Origin of the sequence: Novosphingobium fuchskuhlense (assembly GCF_001519075.1) — a bacterium.
In the GTDB taxonomy this organism is placed as follows: domain Bacteria; phylum Pseudomonadota; class Alphaproteobacteria; order Sphingomonadales; family Sphingomonadaceae; genus Novosphingobium; species Novosphingobium fuchskuhlense.
Window position 1 is genome coordinate 1 of record NZ_KQ954248.1, and the last position, 15,089, is coordinate 15,089.

The 15,089-nt window shown below is 60.7% G+C and carries 24 protein-coding genes; 20 read left to right on the forward strand and 4 right to left on the reverse strand.

Features of this window, described 5'->3' with window-relative positions:
• The 7 genes from AQZ52_RS17835 to AQZ52_RS17865 all read left to right on the forward strand — a co-directional run.
• Positions 1–305, forward strand: a 305-nt coding sequence (locus AQZ52_RS17835; protein ID WP_240481781.1) for a zincin-like metallopeptidase domain-containing protein, incomplete at its 5' end; no start/stop codon positions are given.
• 3 nt (positions 306–308) lie between these two features.
• The gene (locus AQZ52_RS17840; RefSeq protein WP_240481788.1) at positions 309–734 is read left to right on the forward strand and encodes a hypothetical protein; all 426 of its coding nucleotides are present in this window, start codon (positions 309–311) and stop codon (positions 732–734) included.
• A gap of 26 nt (positions 735–760) precedes the next feature.
• Positions 761–1,150 carry a hypothetical protein gene (locus AQZ52_RS17845; RefSeq protein WP_067914440.1) on the forward strand — a complete coding sequence of 130 codons (390 nt, stop codon included), beginning with the start codon at positions 761–763 and terminating at the stop codon, positions 1,148–1,150.
• Between the two features lie 11 nt (positions 1,151–1,161).
• A complete protein-coding gene (locus AQZ52_RS17850) occupies positions 1,162–1,740 on the forward strand; it encodes a hypothetical protein (protein ID WP_067914444.1) in 579 nt (192 codons plus the stop codon).
• A 14-nt stretch (positions 1,741–1,754) separates the two neighbouring features.
• Positions 1,755–2,003: a hypothetical protein gene (locus AQZ52_RS17855; RefSeq protein WP_067914446.1), complete on the forward strand. Its 249-nt coding sequence runs from the start codon at positions 1,755–1,757 to the stop codon at positions 2,001–2,003.
• Between the two features lie 10 nt (positions 2,004–2,013).
• Positions 2,014–2,373 carry a DUF3768 domain-containing protein gene (locus tag AQZ52_RS17860; RefSeq protein ID WP_067914450.1) on the forward strand — a complete coding sequence of 120 codons (360 nt, stop codon included), beginning with the start codon at positions 2,014–2,016 and terminating at the stop codon, positions 2,371–2,373.
• A complete protein-coding gene (locus AQZ52_RS17865; protein WP_067914453.1) occupies positions 2,373–2,660 on the forward strand; it encodes a hypothetical protein in 288 nt (95 codons plus the stop codon). Before AQZ52_RS17860 ends, AQZ52_RS17865 begins: the two co-directional genes overlap by 1 nt.
• A gap of 8 nt (positions 2,661–2,668) precedes the next feature.
• Here AQZ52_RS17865 and AQZ52_RS17870 read toward each other — a convergent pair whose 3' ends face one another.
• Together AQZ52_RS17870 and AQZ52_RS17875 are read right to left on the reverse strand one after the other, a co-directional pair.
• Positions 2,669–3,058, reverse strand: a complete 390-nt coding sequence (locus tag AQZ52_RS17870) for a type II toxin-antitoxin system VapC family toxin (protein ID WP_067914456.1) — start codon at positions 3,056–3,058, stop codon at positions 2,669–2,671.
• Entirely contained in the window at positions 3,055–3,300 is a 246-nt protein-coding gene (locus AQZ52_RS17875) for an AbrB/MazE/SpoVT family DNA-binding domain-containing protein (protein WP_067914459.1), read from the reverse strand. The genes AQZ52_RS17870 and AQZ52_RS17875 overlap by 4 nt, the downstream gene beginning before the upstream one ends.
• A 319-nt stretch (positions 3,301–3,619) precedes the next feature.
• On the opposite strand from AQZ52_RS17875, the gene AQZ52_RS17880 reads away from it, so the two are divergent.
• The 6 genes from AQZ52_RS17880 (at position 3,620) to AQZ52_RS18825 (ending at position 7,245) form a co-directional block, all read left to right on the forward strand.
• Positions 3,620–4,294, forward strand: a complete 675-nt coding sequence (locus AQZ52_RS17880) for a DUF7146 domain-containing protein (protein ID WP_240481790.1) — start codon at positions 3,620–3,622, stop codon at positions 4,292–4,294.
• A gap of 91 nt (positions 4,295–4,385) precedes the next feature.
• Positions 4,386–5,336, forward strand: a complete 951-nt coding sequence (locus AQZ52_RS17885; protein WP_067914465.1) for a hypothetical protein — start codon at positions 4,386–4,388, stop codon at positions 5,334–5,336.
• A 138-nt stretch (positions 5,337–5,474) separates the two neighbouring features.
• Positions 5,475–5,855 carry a DUF736 domain-containing protein gene (locus tag AQZ52_RS17890; protein WP_067914470.1) on the forward strand — a complete coding sequence of 127 codons (381 nt, stop codon included), beginning with the start codon at positions 5,475–5,477 and terminating at the stop codon, positions 5,853–5,855.
• A gap of 267 nt (positions 5,856–6,122) precedes the next feature.
• Positions 6,123–6,578 carry a DUF736 domain-containing protein gene (locus AQZ52_RS17895; RefSeq protein WP_067914472.1) on the forward strand — a complete coding sequence of 152 codons (456 nt, stop codon included), beginning with the start codon at positions 6,123–6,125 and terminating at the stop codon, positions 6,576–6,578.
• 98 nt (positions 6,579–6,676) lie between these two features.
• Complete coding sequence (locus tag AQZ52_RS17900) at positions 6,677–7,024, forward strand: hypothetical protein (protein WP_067914475.1); 348 nt, start codon at positions 6,677–6,679, stop codon at positions 7,022–7,024.
• 56 nt (positions 7,025–7,080) lie between these two features.
• Complete coding sequence (locus AQZ52_RS18825) at positions 7,081–7,245, forward strand: hypothetical protein (RefSeq protein WP_169793772.1); 165 nt, start codon at positions 7,081–7,083, stop codon at positions 7,243–7,245.
• A 7-nt stretch (positions 7,246–7,252) separates the two neighbouring features.
• On the opposite strand, the gene AQZ52_RS17905 is transcribed toward AQZ52_RS18825, so the two are convergent.
• Complete coding sequence (locus tag AQZ52_RS17905; RefSeq protein ID WP_067914479.1) at positions 7,253–7,471, reverse strand: helix-turn-helix domain-containing protein; 219 nt, start codon at positions 7,469–7,471, stop codon at positions 7,253–7,255.
• Between the two features lie 260 nt (positions 7,472–7,731).
• On the opposite strand from AQZ52_RS17905, the gene AQZ52_RS17910 reads away from it, so the two are divergent.
• The 3 genes from AQZ52_RS17910 to AQZ52_RS17920 all read left to right on the forward strand — a co-directional run bounded on the left by AQZ52_RS17910 (position 7,732) and on the right by AQZ52_RS17920 (position 9,157).
• Positions 7,732–7,917 carry a hypothetical protein gene (locus AQZ52_RS17910; protein ID WP_067914483.1) on the forward strand — a complete coding sequence of 62 codons (186 nt, stop codon included), beginning with the start codon at positions 7,732–7,734 and terminating at the stop codon, positions 7,915–7,917.
• A gap of 530 nt (positions 7,918–8,447) precedes the next feature.
• Positions 8,448–8,777 (forward strand): single-stranded DNA-binding protein, encoded by a 330-nt coding sequence (locus AQZ52_RS17915; protein ID WP_067914486.1) that lies wholly within the window; start codon positions 8,448–8,450, stop codon positions 8,775–8,777.
• Positions 8,778–8,827: 50 nt separating this feature from the next.
• Entirely contained in the window at positions 8,828–9,157 is a 330-nt protein-coding gene (locus AQZ52_RS17920) for a hypothetical protein (protein ID WP_067914489.1), read from the forward strand.
• Positions 9,158–9,237: 80 nt separating this feature from the next.
• Here AQZ52_RS17920 and AQZ52_RS18690 read toward each other — a convergent pair whose 3' ends face one another.
• A complete protein-coding gene (locus AQZ52_RS18690) occupies positions 9,238–9,639 on the reverse strand; it encodes a hypothetical protein (RefSeq protein WP_156425045.1) in 402 nt (133 codons plus the stop codon).
• Between the two features lie 524 nt (positions 9,640–10,163).
• On the opposite strand from AQZ52_RS18690, the gene AQZ52_RS17930 reads away from it, so the two are divergent.
• The 4 genes from AQZ52_RS17930 to AQZ52_RS17950 all read left to right on the forward strand — a co-directional run.
• Positions 10,164–11,123 carry a DUF2493 domain-containing protein gene (locus AQZ52_RS17930; RefSeq protein WP_067914496.1) on the forward strand — a complete coding sequence of 320 codons (960 nt, stop codon included), beginning with the start codon at positions 10,164–10,166 and terminating at the stop codon, positions 11,121–11,123.
• A gap of 377 nt (positions 11,124–11,500) precedes the next feature.
• Positions 11,501–12,574 carry a dsDNA nuclease domain-containing protein gene (locus tag AQZ52_RS17935; RefSeq protein WP_240481791.1) on the forward strand — a complete coding sequence of 358 codons (1,074 nt, stop codon included), beginning with the start codon at positions 11,501–11,503 and terminating at the stop codon, positions 12,572–12,574.
• A gap of 41 nt (positions 12,575–12,615) precedes the next feature.
• Complete coding sequence (locus AQZ52_RS19180) at positions 12,616–14,325, forward strand: hypothetical protein (RefSeq protein WP_240481793.1); 1,710 nt, start codon at positions 12,616–12,618, stop codon at positions 14,323–14,325.
• 512 nt (positions 14,326–14,837) lie between these two features.
• The coding region (locus AQZ52_RS17950; RefSeq protein ID WP_067914499.1) for a hypothetical protein at positions 14,838–15,089 on the forward strand (252 nt) is incomplete at its 3' end.

The following is a 15,089-nucleotide window of genomic DNA, read 5'->3' on the forward strand; positions in this document are numbered from 1 at the left end:
TCACCCACGCCAGTGGACATGTGAACAGGCTCGCACGCGAGACCCTGCGCGATTATCACAAGGAACGTAGCATCAGGGCCCGTGAAGAACTCGTCGCTGAGCTTGGTGCAAGCTATCTGATGGCGGATCTCGGCCTTGCCTATACGCCGCGCCCCGATCACGCGGCCTACCTGGCGAGCTGGCTCGGTGCCCTTCGGCACGATCCCAAAGCCATCTTCACCGCCGCCGCGCAGGCGCAGGCGGCAGCGGACTGGATACACGGCGCGCGCAAGGCGGCGTCCGATCCACTGCCCTTGGCGGCATGAGACATGATGGACGGCCATGGCTCACCCCCCGGCGCAGCCCGGACCGCAATCCGCAATCTGTCCTGCACAGATCCGAGCCTTTGGGCGCGCACCTATGCGGGCTTCGTTGCCGACATCAGGCAGGCATTTCGCCGCCACATGCCCTCGTTCGATCCCGTCCATGGCTGGCGGGGCTGCAAGCATCGGGTACTGCTGCGCAATCCCTACGCGGATATTGGCCTCACCACCTTCCAGGGCATGGCCTTGGTATGGATTGCCGAACGCGAGGACCGCGACTTTCGCATCCGCTGCGAATGGATTGACCTGTCAGGTGACGTCCGTCGCTGGCTCGATGGGATCGCACCAGCGTTCGATGCCATCAGCTCCCGGCTTGGTTGTGCGATCGGCGCACCGCCTGCCGACGAGCGGCCTTGGCTGGAAGCAGCCTGACCCGCCCCCAACTTTGGAGAATATGCATGACCACACTCACCGCCGGCGACTGGCGCACGGCGCCGCTTGCCCGCAGCACATCGGACTGGCCGTTCGATTGGGTTGCCGAGATCACCACCATCGACCCCGCAGCGCAATGCCACCGCTATGTCGCCACCATTCGCCAAAGCGGCGCGCGGCCCTTCAATGAGGCGCTGGCCAATGTCCGGGCGATGACCCGGGCACCGCTGATGCTGCGGCTGATCAGCCGCATCGTCCAGGTGATCGACATGAGCGACCCCGACCATTCGACCTTTGCCGACAGCGCGGCCGATTGTCTCGATGCGCTGCTTGGCGAGGAGGAGGCGCTGCGCTCGCTCCTCGCTGACATCGAAAACCTCGCTGCCATCGCACCAGCGCCGCGCGCACCATCCTGAGGATCACGACCATGGCCGACTATTATTGCCAGACATCCTTCGCAATCGCGATCAGCGCCGACGAGGCGGCATTGCTCAATGAAATCGACCCGCTGCTTCGGGTTCTTGGCGACGGCTTCGAGACGGCGGCCGAGGCGGAGGCAGCCTATACCGACACGAGTCCGGCCTTTCAGGCGATGTTCCCTAAAGGCAATCATGGCGATCCGTTTGCGGAATTGACCGGCCTGTTCGATGACCCAATCTGGCCGACCCTCGGAGTCGATCTCGATATCCGGCCCAATGCCGATCACCCTGGAACATTTTCGCTCTTTGTCAGCGGCGACGATGCTCGCCCGTTTGACCTTGCCGCGCTCCTCCAGCGCGTCTGTCCAACAGCGCTGCCGTTCCGCTTTGGCTGGGCTTACACCTGCTCGCGTCACCGGCTTGATGCCTTTGGCTGCGGTTACATGGAGGTCGGCGCCGACACGTTGACGCGGCTGATAGACCCCGACGATCCCGTCGAGGCAATCGCGCAAATCAGCGCTGCGGTCATGGCGGCCCAGTCAGAAAGAAAAGGGGGCGAGTTGGGGCGAGCACCATTGCTCGGTTGAAGGAGATGCCTCCCATGTCTGACCTTGCCGTTCGCGGCGTTCCGCTTGGCCTTGTCGAGCGATTGAACCGCGCCCGCACCATTCCCCTCGAACGCTACCAGGTTGACGGCGCCATCGACCGCTTCGGCTATCTCGAAAACCTTGCCGCCGATCATGGTGTCACCTTCGAGACGATCCTGACACTCGTCGACGTGCTGGGTCCTGAGGAAGATTTCGACGGGCTCGTGACCACGCTCGAAGATCTTCCCGCCGGCGGCTTTTGAGGTGGCTCACATGGCAACGCAGCCTCGCGTCGATCGTATCGAAACGATCGCCCGCCTCAACGATCGTGCGCGCCACGGGCTCGACCCGACCGCCCGCATCGTCTTCACCCGCAACTGCCTCGGGGCGTTCTGCGATCCCGATACCATCGACGTCGTCATGGTGCAGGCGCAGCTTCTTGGCGCGTTCCGTCGCTGCTCGTTTTCGCCCGACAGCCCGGAACGGGATTTCGCCGCCATCACATTTCGGGACCGCAAGGTCTGGCTGAAGATCGACTGCTACGACGGTGCGCTCGAGTTTGGTTCGGACGATCCGGCCGATGCCTCGGTCACGACGCGCGTCATCACTATCCTCTTGCCTGAGGACTACTGATGGCCGCTTTTCTGGCCGTTGACCGCCGCGCCGAGCAGTTCGGCGCGGCGGTCACGATCGCGGACCTCGCGGTCAATTCATTTCCCGACCACCGATGCGCCTTCGCCAACATCTACGAGGTTTGGGAGGCGCTGGAGCGAGACTGGCGCTTCGAACTCGACCATGCCGGCAGCTCGATGGAATATGCGACCGGCGTCAGCGCCCGGTTTCGGGATGGATCGGTTTTGCACATTGCCGCCTGGGCCGCATGTTGCGACGGATCGGGGTGCCGGTACTGTCGCGGCTGAGCCGGTTCCTATCGGATCACCGATACCTTCACGCCAGCTTCGTCGGCTATGGTCCGCCACTGCCTGTCGGCGGTCACTGCCGGCAACCCGTCACGCTTCGCAAGAGCCAGGCAAAAGCGGTCGCCGAGCGAAAGGCCGGCAGTTGCCGTCACAGCGCGAAGCCTGCCGGCGATATGCGCAAGCGCTTCGTCGGCGGGAACGATGTCGACCGGTAGTGGTCGCAGCATGGCATCGACCTCGCTCGCCGGCATTCCGGCATGAACGAAATGGCTCACCACTTCAGCCAGGTTCACCGAAGACATTCGTGCACCGGCCAGTACCTCGACCACTTTCGCGGCCCCCGGCTCGTCATTGAGCAGCGCCAGTAGTGCCGAGGCATCCATGACAACTTCGCTCATTCACCGCTCTCCGCCTTGCGCGCGGCAAGGAAGGCATCGACCGATGCGGCCGGGTTGCCAGCAGTATGCTTGCGCGCAATCGCCTGTGCATGCGCGACCGACTGCGCGAGCGTGCGCAAGATCACCCCGTCAGCGGTCTCCTCGACCAGCAGAGCGCCGCCTCCGGCGACGCCCAGGCGTTTACGGATTTCTGCGGGCAAGCTCATCCGACCGTTGGGCGTGATGCTGACCTGGATCGTCATGGTGTGGCTCCTGCGCTGCGTGATCCGACACAATTTGCGCGTGATGGCATATCGCAGTCAAATTGTCACGAACCCTCATTTGTGCCGCACTTCCACATCCGTGCCATAGCCGTGTGCGCGCGCTGAAGGATCTCAGATGCACTACCAACCCACTCGCGAAACGCTGTTCATCGTCCAGCGCCTTGGCGGTGTCTGGTCGGGGCGGCACGCCATGGTGTGTTGCCCCGCCCATGAGGACCGGACCCCCAGTCTGTCGATCAGGCAGGGCCGACATTCGATCCTGGTCCATTGCTTCGCTGGTTGCGATGGCGCTGATGTCATGCGCGCGGTCCGGCATGCGCTGGGGCACTCCGTTCCGACACATCATGCGCTGCCCGAGGTGGCCAATGATCGGGCTGCGCCATTCCGGCATTTGTGGGACAAGGCATTGCCGCTTGAAGGCACATTGGGCGAGCGCTACCTCCGGGAGGTGCGCGGGATCGGGTTTATCCCTCCCGATATCCGCTACCTTGCTGGGTGCCCGATGGGCCGGGGACGCTCTGCCCGCTTTCTTCCGGCGCTTCTGGTTGGCGTTTTCAGGCGGACGCGCCTCATCGCCATTCAGCGTCTGTTCCTCGATCCCGGGACAGCCACGCGCACGCACCGAATGATGCTGGGAAATTCTCGCGGCGGCACCTGGCCAGCCCGTTTCACAGGTCCGACCATGCGGATCGCCGAGGGCTTCGAGAGCGCCTGCGCCTATTGGCAGATTACGGGGCGGCAGGCTGGCACCTGCTTTGGCGTGCGCAACTTCGCGCGCTTCGAGCCAGCTCACGGTACGACCGCGATCACCCTGCTTCCCGACAACGACGCCGAAGGACAAGCCTTGGCGCGGCGCAGCGTCGACCGGCGAAGGGACGAGGGCATTCCGATCTCGATCGCACTTTGCCCTGCGGGTCACGGCGATTGGGCGGAAATCATTCGTCCACATGTCCACATGTCCATTGCCTCATAGGTTCACAGTCGCACAGCAGCCGGGGCTTATCGCAATCGGACCAGAGGCAAGAGGGAGTGGGACGGGTGAACCTGAGAGGAGCCCACCAGTCATGTCTTCAGTTCCCGCTCTGCCAGCGCCGAGCGCGCTTGCCGATCCGAACGCATTTTTCTCCAGTGACGCCGGGGAGAGATGGCTCGGCCTGCTTGCCGACGAATTCCCGCACAGCCGCTACTGGCGTGACCGCTCGGATTGCTGGTCGCTGAAAAGCCTCAATGCGCTCGCAGCCCGGATCATTGATGCCCGTTACGAAGGGCATGATGTCGAGGAAGCCATGGAAGCCGAGTTCCGCCCGGTCGATTTCTGGGCGACGTGGCATCACGAAGTTGCCCCTGAAATCCGCAGTCTTTTGCGCGAAACTGGTATCGCCGACGATGGCGAGACATTCGACGCGATCCGCGATGGCTGGGAGGATCACGCAGCCGCGCGCGACGAAAGCTCCGTCAGCGATCTCTTCGCGAGCTACGACTACTGCGAATTGCTGTTCCGATTCACCAACGAACGCTGGCTCGATGACAGTCTGGTGTTTTCGCACCGGCCCTGGCCAGATGCCGCTGAACTTTGCATGACTCCGAACCTGCAATTCGCGCTCGCCAATCTTGGCTACACCGTCAGCGAGTTCCGCAAGGCGAGCGCCAATCGTCGGCCTTCCGGTCAGCCGCTGCCGCGCAGCCGTCGGCGCCGGGCGCCGATCCTGACTTACGAGCAGCTTGCCGAGATCATCGACAACGCCTGTTCAACGTCGTTCCTGTTCTGCCTTTATGCGGTCGTGCCGATCCCGCAACTGATCGCGCTCGACCTCACGCGTCCTGTCACATTCGAGAAGTGCTGGGTTGCGACGCTGGACCCGCTCAATGGAACCTATTTCGACGTAGCTGCCAACGGCCCTGTGACCGTTAGTCCGGGTGATGGGCGATTTCTGTCGGGCGGTGACCTTCGCTGGTCACCCGAGAACATCTGCTGCCTTCACACGCCGCACTACCATGCCCGGTTGCGCAACTAAGCCGATCCGCAAGGCCGGATCGGCACTGGCAGAGGGAAGCGGGAATGGAAGGAGTGTCGAGGGCGCAGGTGCCCAAGACGCAATCCCCCAATCGGCCCCTGGAAAGCAAGATGGGGCCTGCCCAAGGAGACTAAGGCCATGAACATCGGTATCATTCGCATGGGTGAGCGCGGTGCGCTCGTCGGCAGCATCGCCACCATCGCGGTCGCCATGAACTTCTTGCTGCGCCCCGTCCAGTCGAGCAATCCCAAAGCGCCGCGTTACGAAATCTGCACTCGCAACCCTGCCGGCGTTCTGGTCCAGGTTGGCGCGCTCTGGGAGCAGACCTCCAAGTCCACCGGGGAGTGCTTCCTGCAGGGCCGCATCGACGATCCCTCGATGGCGCGGCCGCTGGCGGTCAATGCGTTCCGGCAGGACGACGGCAGCTACAATATCGCCTGGCTGCGCCCGCAGCGCCGTGCCGCCGAACCGTTCGGCGTTCCGGCCAATGACAACCGCGACTTCTCGGTCGCGGCCTGATCGGGGGCAAGCCACCTCAAGTCCTCCGCGTGTGCCCCGGGTCGTCCCTCCCGATCCGGGGCATTTTTCATGCCTGCGGCGCCTTTGCGTCGGGGCTGGATCAGGCGCCGGCTCGTCTTGCCAACCTCACACCCGGCCTCGGGCGGGGTGGCGGGAGAGTTGAGGGGGAGGAGGAAGGGTGTCGCAGCCAAGCGGGCTGAGACGAACAGCGACCCAATCGGGCGCCAGGCAAGCAAGACGGCGCTCGGGCCAGAGGAGAATACGGCCATGAATATCGGTAACCTCAAGCAGAACGACGCGGGCGCCTTCATCGGCAAGATCCAGACCGCAACCCTCGACCTCACCATCGGCCTTCGTCCGGTCAATTCGCGCAACGCTTCGGCGCCCAAGTTCGACGTGATGGCACGCGCCAAGAGCGGCCAGTTCATTGCTGTCGGCGGCCTGTGGGAGAAGACTGCGAGCAACGGCACAGGCAACTTCCTGCAGGGTCAGATCGACGACCCGAGCTTCGATGCCCCGCTGTCGATCGCGCTGTTCACCCAGGACGACGGCTCGCTCAATGTCGCCTGGTCGCGCCAGCGCCGCCGCGGTGAAACCGCGTTCGGCGAGAGCGGCGCGCCGGCGGGCGATGATGACAGCTTCAGCGCGCGCGGCGACAGCTTTACGCCTTCCGGCTCGCCGTTCGACACCGCGGAACCGGGCATGGCCGCAACCACGCACTGACGCTGCTCGCGCATCCAACCCCCGCCTGGGCGGTCCGGCCATGCGCCGGGCCGCCCTTTTTCATGAATGGCCCTTCGGCCTTTCGGGAGTTCCCCCCAATGCTTACAGATTCCGAGCGCTTCGCTTTTGTTCCTCGCCGCCTGCATGGCTTCAAGACGACCGGAAACGCCTACGATGCCTGCCAATGCGATGAGACGATCACCAAAGGTGATACGCTCATCGTCCTGCCGGAGGGCGTCGTGGGCATCGCCTGGACATGGCCGATCGCAGTCACAGCAGCGAATGGCGCCCTCCACCGGGTCAAGGACGAACCGAAGGCTTCGCTCACCGAGCTTGCTGCAACATTCGACATGCGCGTGGAAGACCTTGCGGAGGCAACTGGCCTCGCCCGGGCGCTAGGCTTTGCACTCGATCCCGTTTTCGAGTGCCCGACTGCCCCCGGTTGACGGGTGCCGCTCGCACACTCCCGCATTCTCACATGTTCACATGTGGAGCATTGCACATGACCACCAGTCCCGCGCCGCTCACCCGCACCGAGCGCGCTGAAATTGAAACCTCGTTGATGGAGATCCGCGATCGGCTCGACCGTGCCGGTGAAATGCTGGCCGCCGTCCATATTTCCCATGCTCTCGACCGCCTGACCGCAGGTTCTTCATCGTTGAAGTAGCGGTTGATCAGATGTTGTCGTCCGGCTCCACCAGTTCAACATGGCTGACTTCAAGTGCCTGAGCCAGTTCATAGAGGGTAATGACCGTCGGGTTTCGTCGCCCACGCTCCAGGCTGCTCAGATATTGTTGGCTAAAGCCCGAGCGTATTTCAACCTGCTCCTGCGTCAGACCTTTCGCCCGCCGCAGGCGCGCGAAGTTTCGTCCAACCAGTTTGCGCATGTCCATGCGCTTGACGATCGTGATTTACACACTTTGAGTTTATGAACTATAGTATGTAAATGACCTTCGTGGACGCGGTTCGGTGGCATTCTTCCGATATAGCGCCCCCCTGTGGAATGCCCCGGGATAGTCATCGCCATGTGTTAACCGCTCCGGTCGGCCTTCGCTTAACCAGCGCTCGGGTATTCGACGAAGGTTGCCCGCTGTCCGACAAGAATGCGGTTCCCCTTACTACACACGGGCTTTTCCTGATATGAGTTACGTCCATGTCCAATGAACCGAACCGTCTTCCTGAGGCGGAACGTGCACTTATCGTTTCGACCTTGACCGAATACAGCAAGCGGCTCGACGAGACCGGTGAACTGCTGGCGGCACTGCAAATTCGCCATGCACTTGAATGCCTTGACCCGGAAAACCCGTTGAACCGCATGCCCACCCGTCAAGGCGATTGACGATCCTTGCACGCCAATCGGCGTAGTCAATCGCTGCGCCCTGTCTTCGCTCCCGAGCGAATCGGACCAGCGACACTCATCGCCAGCATCGTTTACGCAATCGATTGAGGAGGCTTCGGCCTTCTTCGATGGGCTAAATCAAGTCTCAGCACAGTCCTGCGCTTGACGCTGCCCGTGTGACGGTCACGTCCGCATTTCATCGGAGAATCGAGCTGGCCCCGCTTGGCACCGAAGTCCGGGGTGATCTGCGATGAGGTCCTGAGCGGCGGAAAATTCGTCCAGAGGCATCTCCTGAAAGCTATCACCAGCAAGCCAATCCCGCCTCGGAAGGGATGACCACTACGCCCGCGCGGGACCCCGGCAACCCCCATTTGTCCGGCCGAGTTCCGAGCTCACGCTCGGTGCCCGCACCACCCGGAAAAATGGAGGTTCCCCTTCGCTTCGCTCCGGTGCCGAGGCCCCTCAATCGCGGGCTGCGCTTTCAGTCATCCCGGCGGGATCGGCCCGCTGGCGACATCTGGAGACATCCCATGAACAAGGTTTTCCTTTCAGGCCGCATCACCAGCGACATCGCCCGCTTCGGCACCGAATCCAAGGGCGGCGTCAGCTTCACCCTCGTCACCTCCCGGCCGGTCATCAAGGACGGCCAGGTCGTCAAGGGCGAGGACGGCTACAATGAGACCTACGACCAGTTCCATACCGTCAAGGCCTTCAACGGCCTCGCCAAGTCGATCGCCAACCACAAGAAGAAGGGCGACAAGCTGATCGTCACTGGCGAGATCCGCTACACGAAGAACGAGAAGGACGGCCGCACCTTCTACAACACCGACATCGTCGCCGACGAAATCGAGTTCATCTGACCCCTGACGGGCGGCCTGCGGGCCGCCCGCATCGTTTCGGGAGTACCGACATGTTGCACTTTTCGAACTTCGACGACGTCGCCTGCATCGCCAACGGCATCACCATCACGAACCCTGCCATGGTCGCCCGCCTTCGGAACCAGGCGCACCACCTTTCAGCTTCTGATATCGCCGCGCACCTCGCCGGAGCAATCGCCAACGCTACCGACGCCGCGCATGCGCTGGCCTGGGAAGAGGCGCAATTTGGCGAAGGCCGCCCAGAGACGCAGGTCGACCAGGAATATTTCGAGGAACTGGTCGCTGCCTGGAGCATCATCGCCACGGAACACCAGATCGCCAGTCTGGATGCCTGCCTGCTGGAAGCCACCTCGATACACTGAGGCCAGCGTGATCCCGCCTCAAGAGGGGCCAGCGCCATTCGGCGCTGGCCCCTCTTGTCCTGTGTGCTGCCAGGAAACGGCTACTTTTCTTGGCTTCCCAAGCCGAGCAACGCCGCCAACGCCTTTGCCAATGGCGCTTCATCCGCAGCGATTTTCTTGAACCAGTCACGGCCGGTCATCGATGGGTCGTAAGCATCGTGCACTTTGGCATCTAGGAATGCCTTCGCAGCACGCCTGACCTTGTGTGGCGGGTCGGATAGCGAAAGAGGGATTGTATCGTCGTCAAGCCACTCGGATACTTTCTCCATCCAGATGGACAGTGCGGCATGGGCCTTTGGTCGCGCCACGACCGGTCGGAGAAATGGAGGCCACTCTGCCGATGGTTCTGCGGAAGTTTCGGCACGTTTGGCGGCATTTTCCAGCTCGCGCCTCAGGTTGTCGAGGTAGCGCAATTGCGGGCGGTGATGGTCCAGATTAGCCATGAGATTCCGGTTCGTGCTGGAAGTGCTTCAGATAATAGATGGGCAACTCATTGCAGGACAGGAAATTGTTCTGAGCATTGGACGCCTGCTCGCGCGTGCTGCGCGAGCACCGCGCTCTACTTCGCCCGTTCCGGGCTCCGCCGAGCCCCTGCGGGTCTCGGCCGCAAAGCGGTTACGATCGCATGGCGCGGCTCGTTTCCGGCAACGATGGTTGTATAGTAATATTACTCTCTCTTCGCCCCATTCTGGCAAGCTGGTCTGGCACATCTCAAGGATGCGCGGTTCCCCCAATTTTGCGCGTGCCTGTGGCCCCCACAAAATCGGCTCCCCCGCGCCCCGCTGTTGCGGCGTCAACCGGGGTCCGGCCCAGGTGGTCGCATCGCTGATGCCAAAAACCGGTTCCCGCTTTTTGTCGCGCTGCTCCGGCCGGCTTCCCGGTTAACGTCCCTGACCTGTTGGACACAGCTTGCCGAGTGACCTGCCGTCATCGCGGAGGATGACGAAATTGACACCAGGAGGTCACTATGAAGAACACTGTCACCAACCTTTCCGATCTCGGCGCGTTCTACCGGGAGCAGATCGAAGCCCCGGGTTTCGATGCAGCATTCGGCGAACAGAACGGTATGGGCCAGCTCTCGGTCCACGATGAACCGATGGCGACGGAAATGCCCGATCCTGACGCCGCGCGTGGGGCCATGGAGATGATCATCGGCACCGTTTTCGATCTCTTGCGGGGCACCCGCATGGAGGAATTCGGGCGCGACATTGCCTGGGGCATCGTCAACAGCTTCCACGTCACGTCCCAGCGTATCGAAAAGCGCGAGGATGAGGCTGGCAAGAAGCTCGGAGACATGGCGCGCGCCTTTGACCCATCCGAAATCTACGCTGTCGAACTCGAAGAAACCCAGCGCATCTGCCAGACATTGATGGACTGCCGCGAGGCGATGGAAGCCATGCGCGACTATGCCGGCGAAATCTTCCGGGTCGAAACCGGCCGTCCCTTCTCGACAGCGAGGGGCTCTCGGGCATCCTCAGGCCTTACCGCGAGCCAGATTGATGCGAGGGATTTCCTGGCAGCCCGGGCCTCGAAGCGTCGCGAGCAGTTTGCACCGACCGGGCCCGTCGTCATCTTCTCAGGCGGCACCGACTGGTACGACCACGAACTCCTCTGGAAGGCGCTCGACGAGACCCATGCGCGCGTGCCGCACATGGTGCTGGCCACCACCGCCCAGAACAAGGGTTGCGACCAGATTGCTCACGCATGGGCTGCATCGCGCGACGTCAAGACTGTGCGCTTCACCCTCAACCGGGCGCTGGGAAAGCGTGCGGGCTTCCACCGCAACGAGCAGTTGATGAACCTCAAGCCGGTCCATGCCGTGGTCTGCGAAGGCTCAGGCATCCAGGCTAACCTGCTCTCTCGGGTCCAGGAGGCTGGTGTTCCTCACCACGCTTTCGCCCAGCGCCATCAGCGCACCGCTGCATGATTTCGAGGAGGGCGCTGCTCAGGCAGCGTCCTCCCTTCTTTTTCAGTGTAGCGACACACGGGTGTGGCGATGGACGTATCGTCTAATTTTTTCCTGATCCCGACCCAATAGCTGCCATTTCGGCCGGTGAATGAGGGGCGAGCTAATCCGTGCTTCGACCGCCGTTTAATCCGAAAGCCGACATGCATTTCCTGCATTCAGCGCGACAAATACCTGATTATGGACCGCCGTCTGTGAATGGCCCGGACAAACCTGAAAGCGGGTTCAATTGATGGTATTGCACCCCTGTTGATGATGGATCGCGCGACCGAACGGCTCTTGACTGTTGTGCAATCTCGCGATTGCGGGCATCAAAACGCATTCGAGGGGGAAATGCATTGGTCTTAGCGACGAATCTGGTCAGCACTCCCTTACGTGAGAAAGGAGCGACCGGTGGTCGGTATGACTTCCAGACCATGTGGGGGCTGGCGTTGCTCTTCCAACAGCATGGGACCAATGATGACTACGCGATTATCTTTGAGTTTCACGACGATGTTGCATTGATCAACAGCGCCACCAATCCCACTACGGTTCGTTTCTATCAGGTCAAGTCTAAGGCTACCAACGGAGGTTGGACGCTAACTTCCCTGCTCAAGCGGGAGAAGGTCAAAATCGAAGAGGGAGTCAAAGAGAAGCCCTCATACATCGACAAAATGTTCGACAATTTGCACAAATTTCAGGGCGCGGTATTGTCGGCTGACTTTGTTTCCAATCAGCTTTGCGGATTTAACGCTGCTAAAAACTCTTTCCGCTTGAACGAGTGCTCGTCCGAAGATTTCAAAAAGATCGTGGCATCTGTTCAACAGGCCTATCCGAAGGCTACTGAAGCCCAGATCGGCCTCCTAGGCTTTCAGCACACCGATCTCAGCCTTGGGGACGTCGTCTCCCACACAAAGGGCAAACTCCAAACCTTTATTGCCGGGCAGCTCGGCTCGGTCTGGTTCAGTCCCGAGGCCGTCTATCAGGCGATCGCCGACGAGTGTCGAAGGAAGGCGAATTTCTCCGGAGAAATCAAATCACTCCAGAATGTTATCAAGGAAAAGGGACTAACCAAGGCCAATGTGCAAGAGTGGTTGGATGCCATCCAGAGCAACAGTCGCTCTCCGGATTGGAGCGCGATAGCGCCGAGCCTGAGCTACCCGTTTACGGAACAGCTTCGCATCAGCCAGGAATATGCGGTCTATCGCGCCGCGGCCTTGAACTCGGCTGATCGCGCGGTTCAACGAATCCGGATGAAGATCGCAGAAGCCCTGCCGTCCGTCATCGACGATGCGCGCCTGACCCTCGTCGACATGGTCGAGGCACTTTACCCACAAGCCGAAGCAGTAGGGAAAAAGTATCTGTCCCCGTTTAGTCCATCAAGACTGAAGGCGATGATTATATATGAAATATACGCGCATCATCAAAACTGAACAATACAAACGCTTGATCAGAAGCCTCAGAAAGAAGTCTCATGAAAAACTTGAAGTTGCGAAGGCTTCTTCTCCTGTCGCGGATCGAGGGGAAAGCGAGACAGGAGAAATTTGACGACAGCATCACGGTCATTCGCGGGGAGAACGACACCGGCAAGTCGCACCTTATCAAGTCCATTTACGGGGCTTTCGGTGCCGATGCCTCGGTTGTAAACGAGAAATGGTTCAAAGCATCCGTCGCCACGATGCTCGAATTTTCCGTGGACGGCGCGATCCACTCGATTCTCCGCTTCGACGACCAGTTCGCCTTGTTCGATGCCGCAGACAACCTCCTCTGGACCGGGACTTCGCTTGTCAACGAAGTCGGGCCCAAAGTCGCCGAGCTGCTCGACTTCACTATCCAGCTGACCACCAAGTCGAACGCTCTTGTGGTGCCGCCGCCGCAATTTTGCTTTCTGCCCTTCTACCAGGATCAGGATCGAGGTTGGGACGACAGCTGGAGCTCGTTCAAAAGTCTCGCGATGATCCCCCACTTCAAAAGGAGCATTTTGGAGTATCACACTGGCATCCGCCCGAGAGAATATTACAGCGCGCAGGCTCAGCGGGCGGATGCGCAGCGCGAGCAGAACGAACTCAAGGCCGAGCGACGTGCGCTGGATCGCGCGACAGCGCGTCTGCGCAACGGACGGTCCCCTTTAACGGTGACCTTCTCGCCGGAGCTGTTTGGAAATCAGATCGAGCAATTGCTGGCTGAGCTAAACGAGCTTCGGGCGATCTTTGACGGTGTGAAACACCGGATAGCCGAACTCCAGTCTCGTCGGGCAGTGCTCGTTGAAGAAATCGAGATCGCGCGCGTTGCGTTGACGGAGCTCGACGCGGATGTGAAGTTTACCCAAAATCTTGCGGACGCCCAGGTCGTTTGCCCTACCTGCAACACCGTCCATGAGAACGATTTCGCTAACCGCTTCAGCCTGATCAGTGACGCGGACGCATGTAGGGGCTTCCTCGCCAGTGCCCGGTATTCGCTGGTCGAGGTTGAGGCAGATGTGGCGCGCCAGATGCAGTCGCTACGGGCGTACGATGACCGGATCGGACGCATCGATGCCCTGCTGGCGGAGAAGCGGGGCGAGGTGAAGCTTCGCGACATGCTTCAAGACGAGAGCGAACGCATCGTTGATGCAACAATCGCGGCAGAGCGCGCTGTGATCGACGGAGGAATAGTGGAATGGCAGATCAAGGAGGATGAGGCTGTCAAGCTGATGAAGGCTCACAGTAGTGCCAAGCGCAAGGCGGAGATCGTGGCGTTCTATGCCAAAAAGCTTAGCGCCTTCGCGGTGGAGCTTGGTGTTACGTTCGAAGCGGCGGTGAAGAAGAGCATCTCACCGAAGATCAATGAGACCGGGAGCTACGGACCGAGGGCTATCCTTGCCTACCACTTCGCGCTGTTGCACACGATCCGTGAATTCACCACCTCCTGCCTGTGCCCAATAATCTTGGATACGCCCCTCCAGCAGGACCAGGATGAAACCAACGCGGCTGCCATCATTGCCTTTGCGCTCAAGAACCGGCCGCGTGACATGCAGCTCATCTTAGGCACTGTCTCGTTGCACGGCGCAGAATATGATGGGCACGTGATCAACCCGCAGGTGAAAGAGTCCCTTCTGCGCCAAGACGAGTTTGAGAACGTTAATTCCTATATGCGACCTTTCATCAACAAGCTTCTAGGACAAGATCAAGGCGAACTTCTCTAGGTGTAGCCTTCCCGACGGCCCACCACATGCCGCGCGCTTGCTAGCTGCGCCAGCGCAAGCGAAAGGACTCGTCCTAGCGGACGAGGCGTTGATTAGCATGATCCCGCAATGCGCATGTTCGCCCCGGAACGCCCAGACAAGAACCAGAGCTCCAGTTCCTGTAGGGGTAAGGCAGCACACCGAACGCGGCTCCCCGCAAGAAGGAAGCGCCGATAACAAGCAGATATTGTCCAATAAAAACCGCGAGATATTGCCTGTATTCCTGCTGAGGAATGTCCAAATGTCATTATTCCTCACGGCGAATAGATGGCTCGATGGGCGTCTAGGCCATTCCACGTCAGGAATATCCGGGGCAGCAAGTTGATAATTCGCGATAATTTGTATTCCTCGTGAGGAATGGCAGGAAGTAAGCCATTCCGCTGACGGTATGACCTTCGACTTGCGGTGCGGCCGGGCAAGGGGTATGAATTCAGCGCGATAACTGGACCGGGCTGCTCTTTGGAGGAGCAAGCATGGCACGCCTTGTCCAGTGTGGGCTGAGCATCAGCCAGTCGCAATATCAGCGCATCAAAGCGCTCGCCCAGCAGCAGAGCAAGCCTCAGGCCTACGTCGTGCGCGGCCTGATCGATATCGCGCTGCCCTTTGCCGAGAACGGGCACCGGCTCAATTTCGCCCGCCTGCTGACCATCCTCGAATTCTCCAGCCTCGCGCTCGACACGCTGATCGCCAAGCTCGCGCCTGAAGATTCCGATCGCCTCCTCGAT

What these genes read in the sequence shown, in the direction of transcription:
- AQZ52_RS17840 (WP_240481788.1), top strand. Translation starts at nt 309, where the DNA reads ATGATGGACGGCCATGGCTCACCCCCCGGCGCAGCCCGGACCGCAATC.
- AQZ52_RS17845 (WP_067914440.1), top strand. Translation starts at nt 761, where the DNA reads ATGACCACACTCACCGCCGGCGACTGGCGCACGGCGCCGCTTGCCCGC.
- AQZ52_RS17850 (WP_067914444.1), top strand. Translation starts at nt 1,162, where the DNA reads ATGGCCGACTATTATTGCCAGACATCCTTCGCAATCGCGATCAGCGCC.
- AQZ52_RS17855 (WP_067914446.1), top strand. Translation starts at nt 1,755, where the DNA reads ATGTCTGACCTTGCCGTTCGCGGCGTTCCGCTTGGCCTTGTCGAGCGA.
- AQZ52_RS17860 (WP_067914450.1), top strand. Translation starts at nt 2,014, where the DNA reads ATGGCAACGCAGCCTCGCGTCGATCGTATCGAAACGATCGCCCGCCTC.
- AQZ52_RS17865 (WP_067914453.1), top strand. Translation starts at nt 2,373, where the DNA reads ATGGCCGCTTTTCTGGCCGTTGACCGCCGCGCCGAGCAGTTCGGCGCG.
- AQZ52_RS17870 (WP_067914456.1), bottom strand. Translation starts at nt 3,058, where the DNA reads ATGAGCGAAGTTGTCATGGATGCCTCGGCACTACTGGCGCTGCTCAAT.
- AQZ52_RS17875 (WP_067914459.1), bottom strand. Translation starts at nt 3,300, where the DNA reads ATGACGATCCAGGTCAGCATCACGCCCAACGGTCGGATGAGCTTGCCC.
- AQZ52_RS17880 (WP_240481790.1), top strand. Translation starts at nt 3,620, where the DNA reads ATGCGCGCGGTCCGGCATGCGCTGGGGCACTCCGTTCCGACACATCAT.
- AQZ52_RS17885 (WP_067914465.1), top strand. Translation starts at nt 4,386, where the DNA reads ATGTCTTCAGTTCCCGCTCTGCCAGCGCCGAGCGCGCTTGCCGATCCG.
- AQZ52_RS17890 (WP_067914470.1), top strand. Translation starts at nt 5,475, where the DNA reads ATGAACATCGGTATCATTCGCATGGGTGAGCGCGGTGCGCTCGTCGGC.
- AQZ52_RS17895 (WP_067914472.1), top strand. Translation starts at nt 6,123, where the DNA reads ATGAATATCGGTAACCTCAAGCAGAACGACGCGGGCGCCTTCATCGGC.
- AQZ52_RS17900 (WP_067914475.1), top strand. Translation starts at nt 6,677, where the DNA reads ATGCTTACAGATTCCGAGCGCTTCGCTTTTGTTCCTCGCCGCCTGCAT.
- AQZ52_RS18825 (WP_169793772.1), top strand. Translation starts at nt 7,081, where the DNA reads ATGACCACCAGTCCCGCGCCGCTCACCCGCACCGAGCGCGCTGAAATT.
- AQZ52_RS17905 (WP_067914479.1), bottom strand. Translation starts at nt 7,471, where the DNA reads ATGGACATGCGCAAACTGGTTGGACGAAACTTCGCGCGCCTGCGGCGG.
- AQZ52_RS17910 (WP_067914483.1), top strand. Translation starts at nt 7,732, where the DNA reads ATGTCCAATGAACCGAACCGTCTTCCTGAGGCGGAACGTGCACTTATC.
- AQZ52_RS17915 (WP_067914486.1), top strand. Translation starts at nt 8,448, where the DNA reads ATGAACAAGGTTTTCCTTTCAGGCCGCATCACCAGCGACATCGCCCGC.
- AQZ52_RS17920 (WP_067914489.1), top strand. Translation starts at nt 8,828, where the DNA reads ATGTTGCACTTTTCGAACTTCGACGACGTCGCCTGCATCGCCAACGGC.
- AQZ52_RS18690 (WP_156425045.1), bottom strand. Translation starts at nt 9,639, where the DNA reads ATGGCTAATCTGGACCATCACCGCCCGCAATTGCGCTACCTCGACAAC.
- AQZ52_RS17930 (WP_067914496.1), top strand. Translation starts at nt 10,164, where the DNA reads ATGAAGAACACTGTCACCAACCTTTCCGATCTCGGCGCGTTCTACCGG.
- AQZ52_RS19180 (WP_240481793.1), top strand. Translation starts at nt 12,616, where the DNA reads ATGAAAAACTTGAAGTTGCGAAGGCTTCTTCTCCTGTCGCGGATCGAG.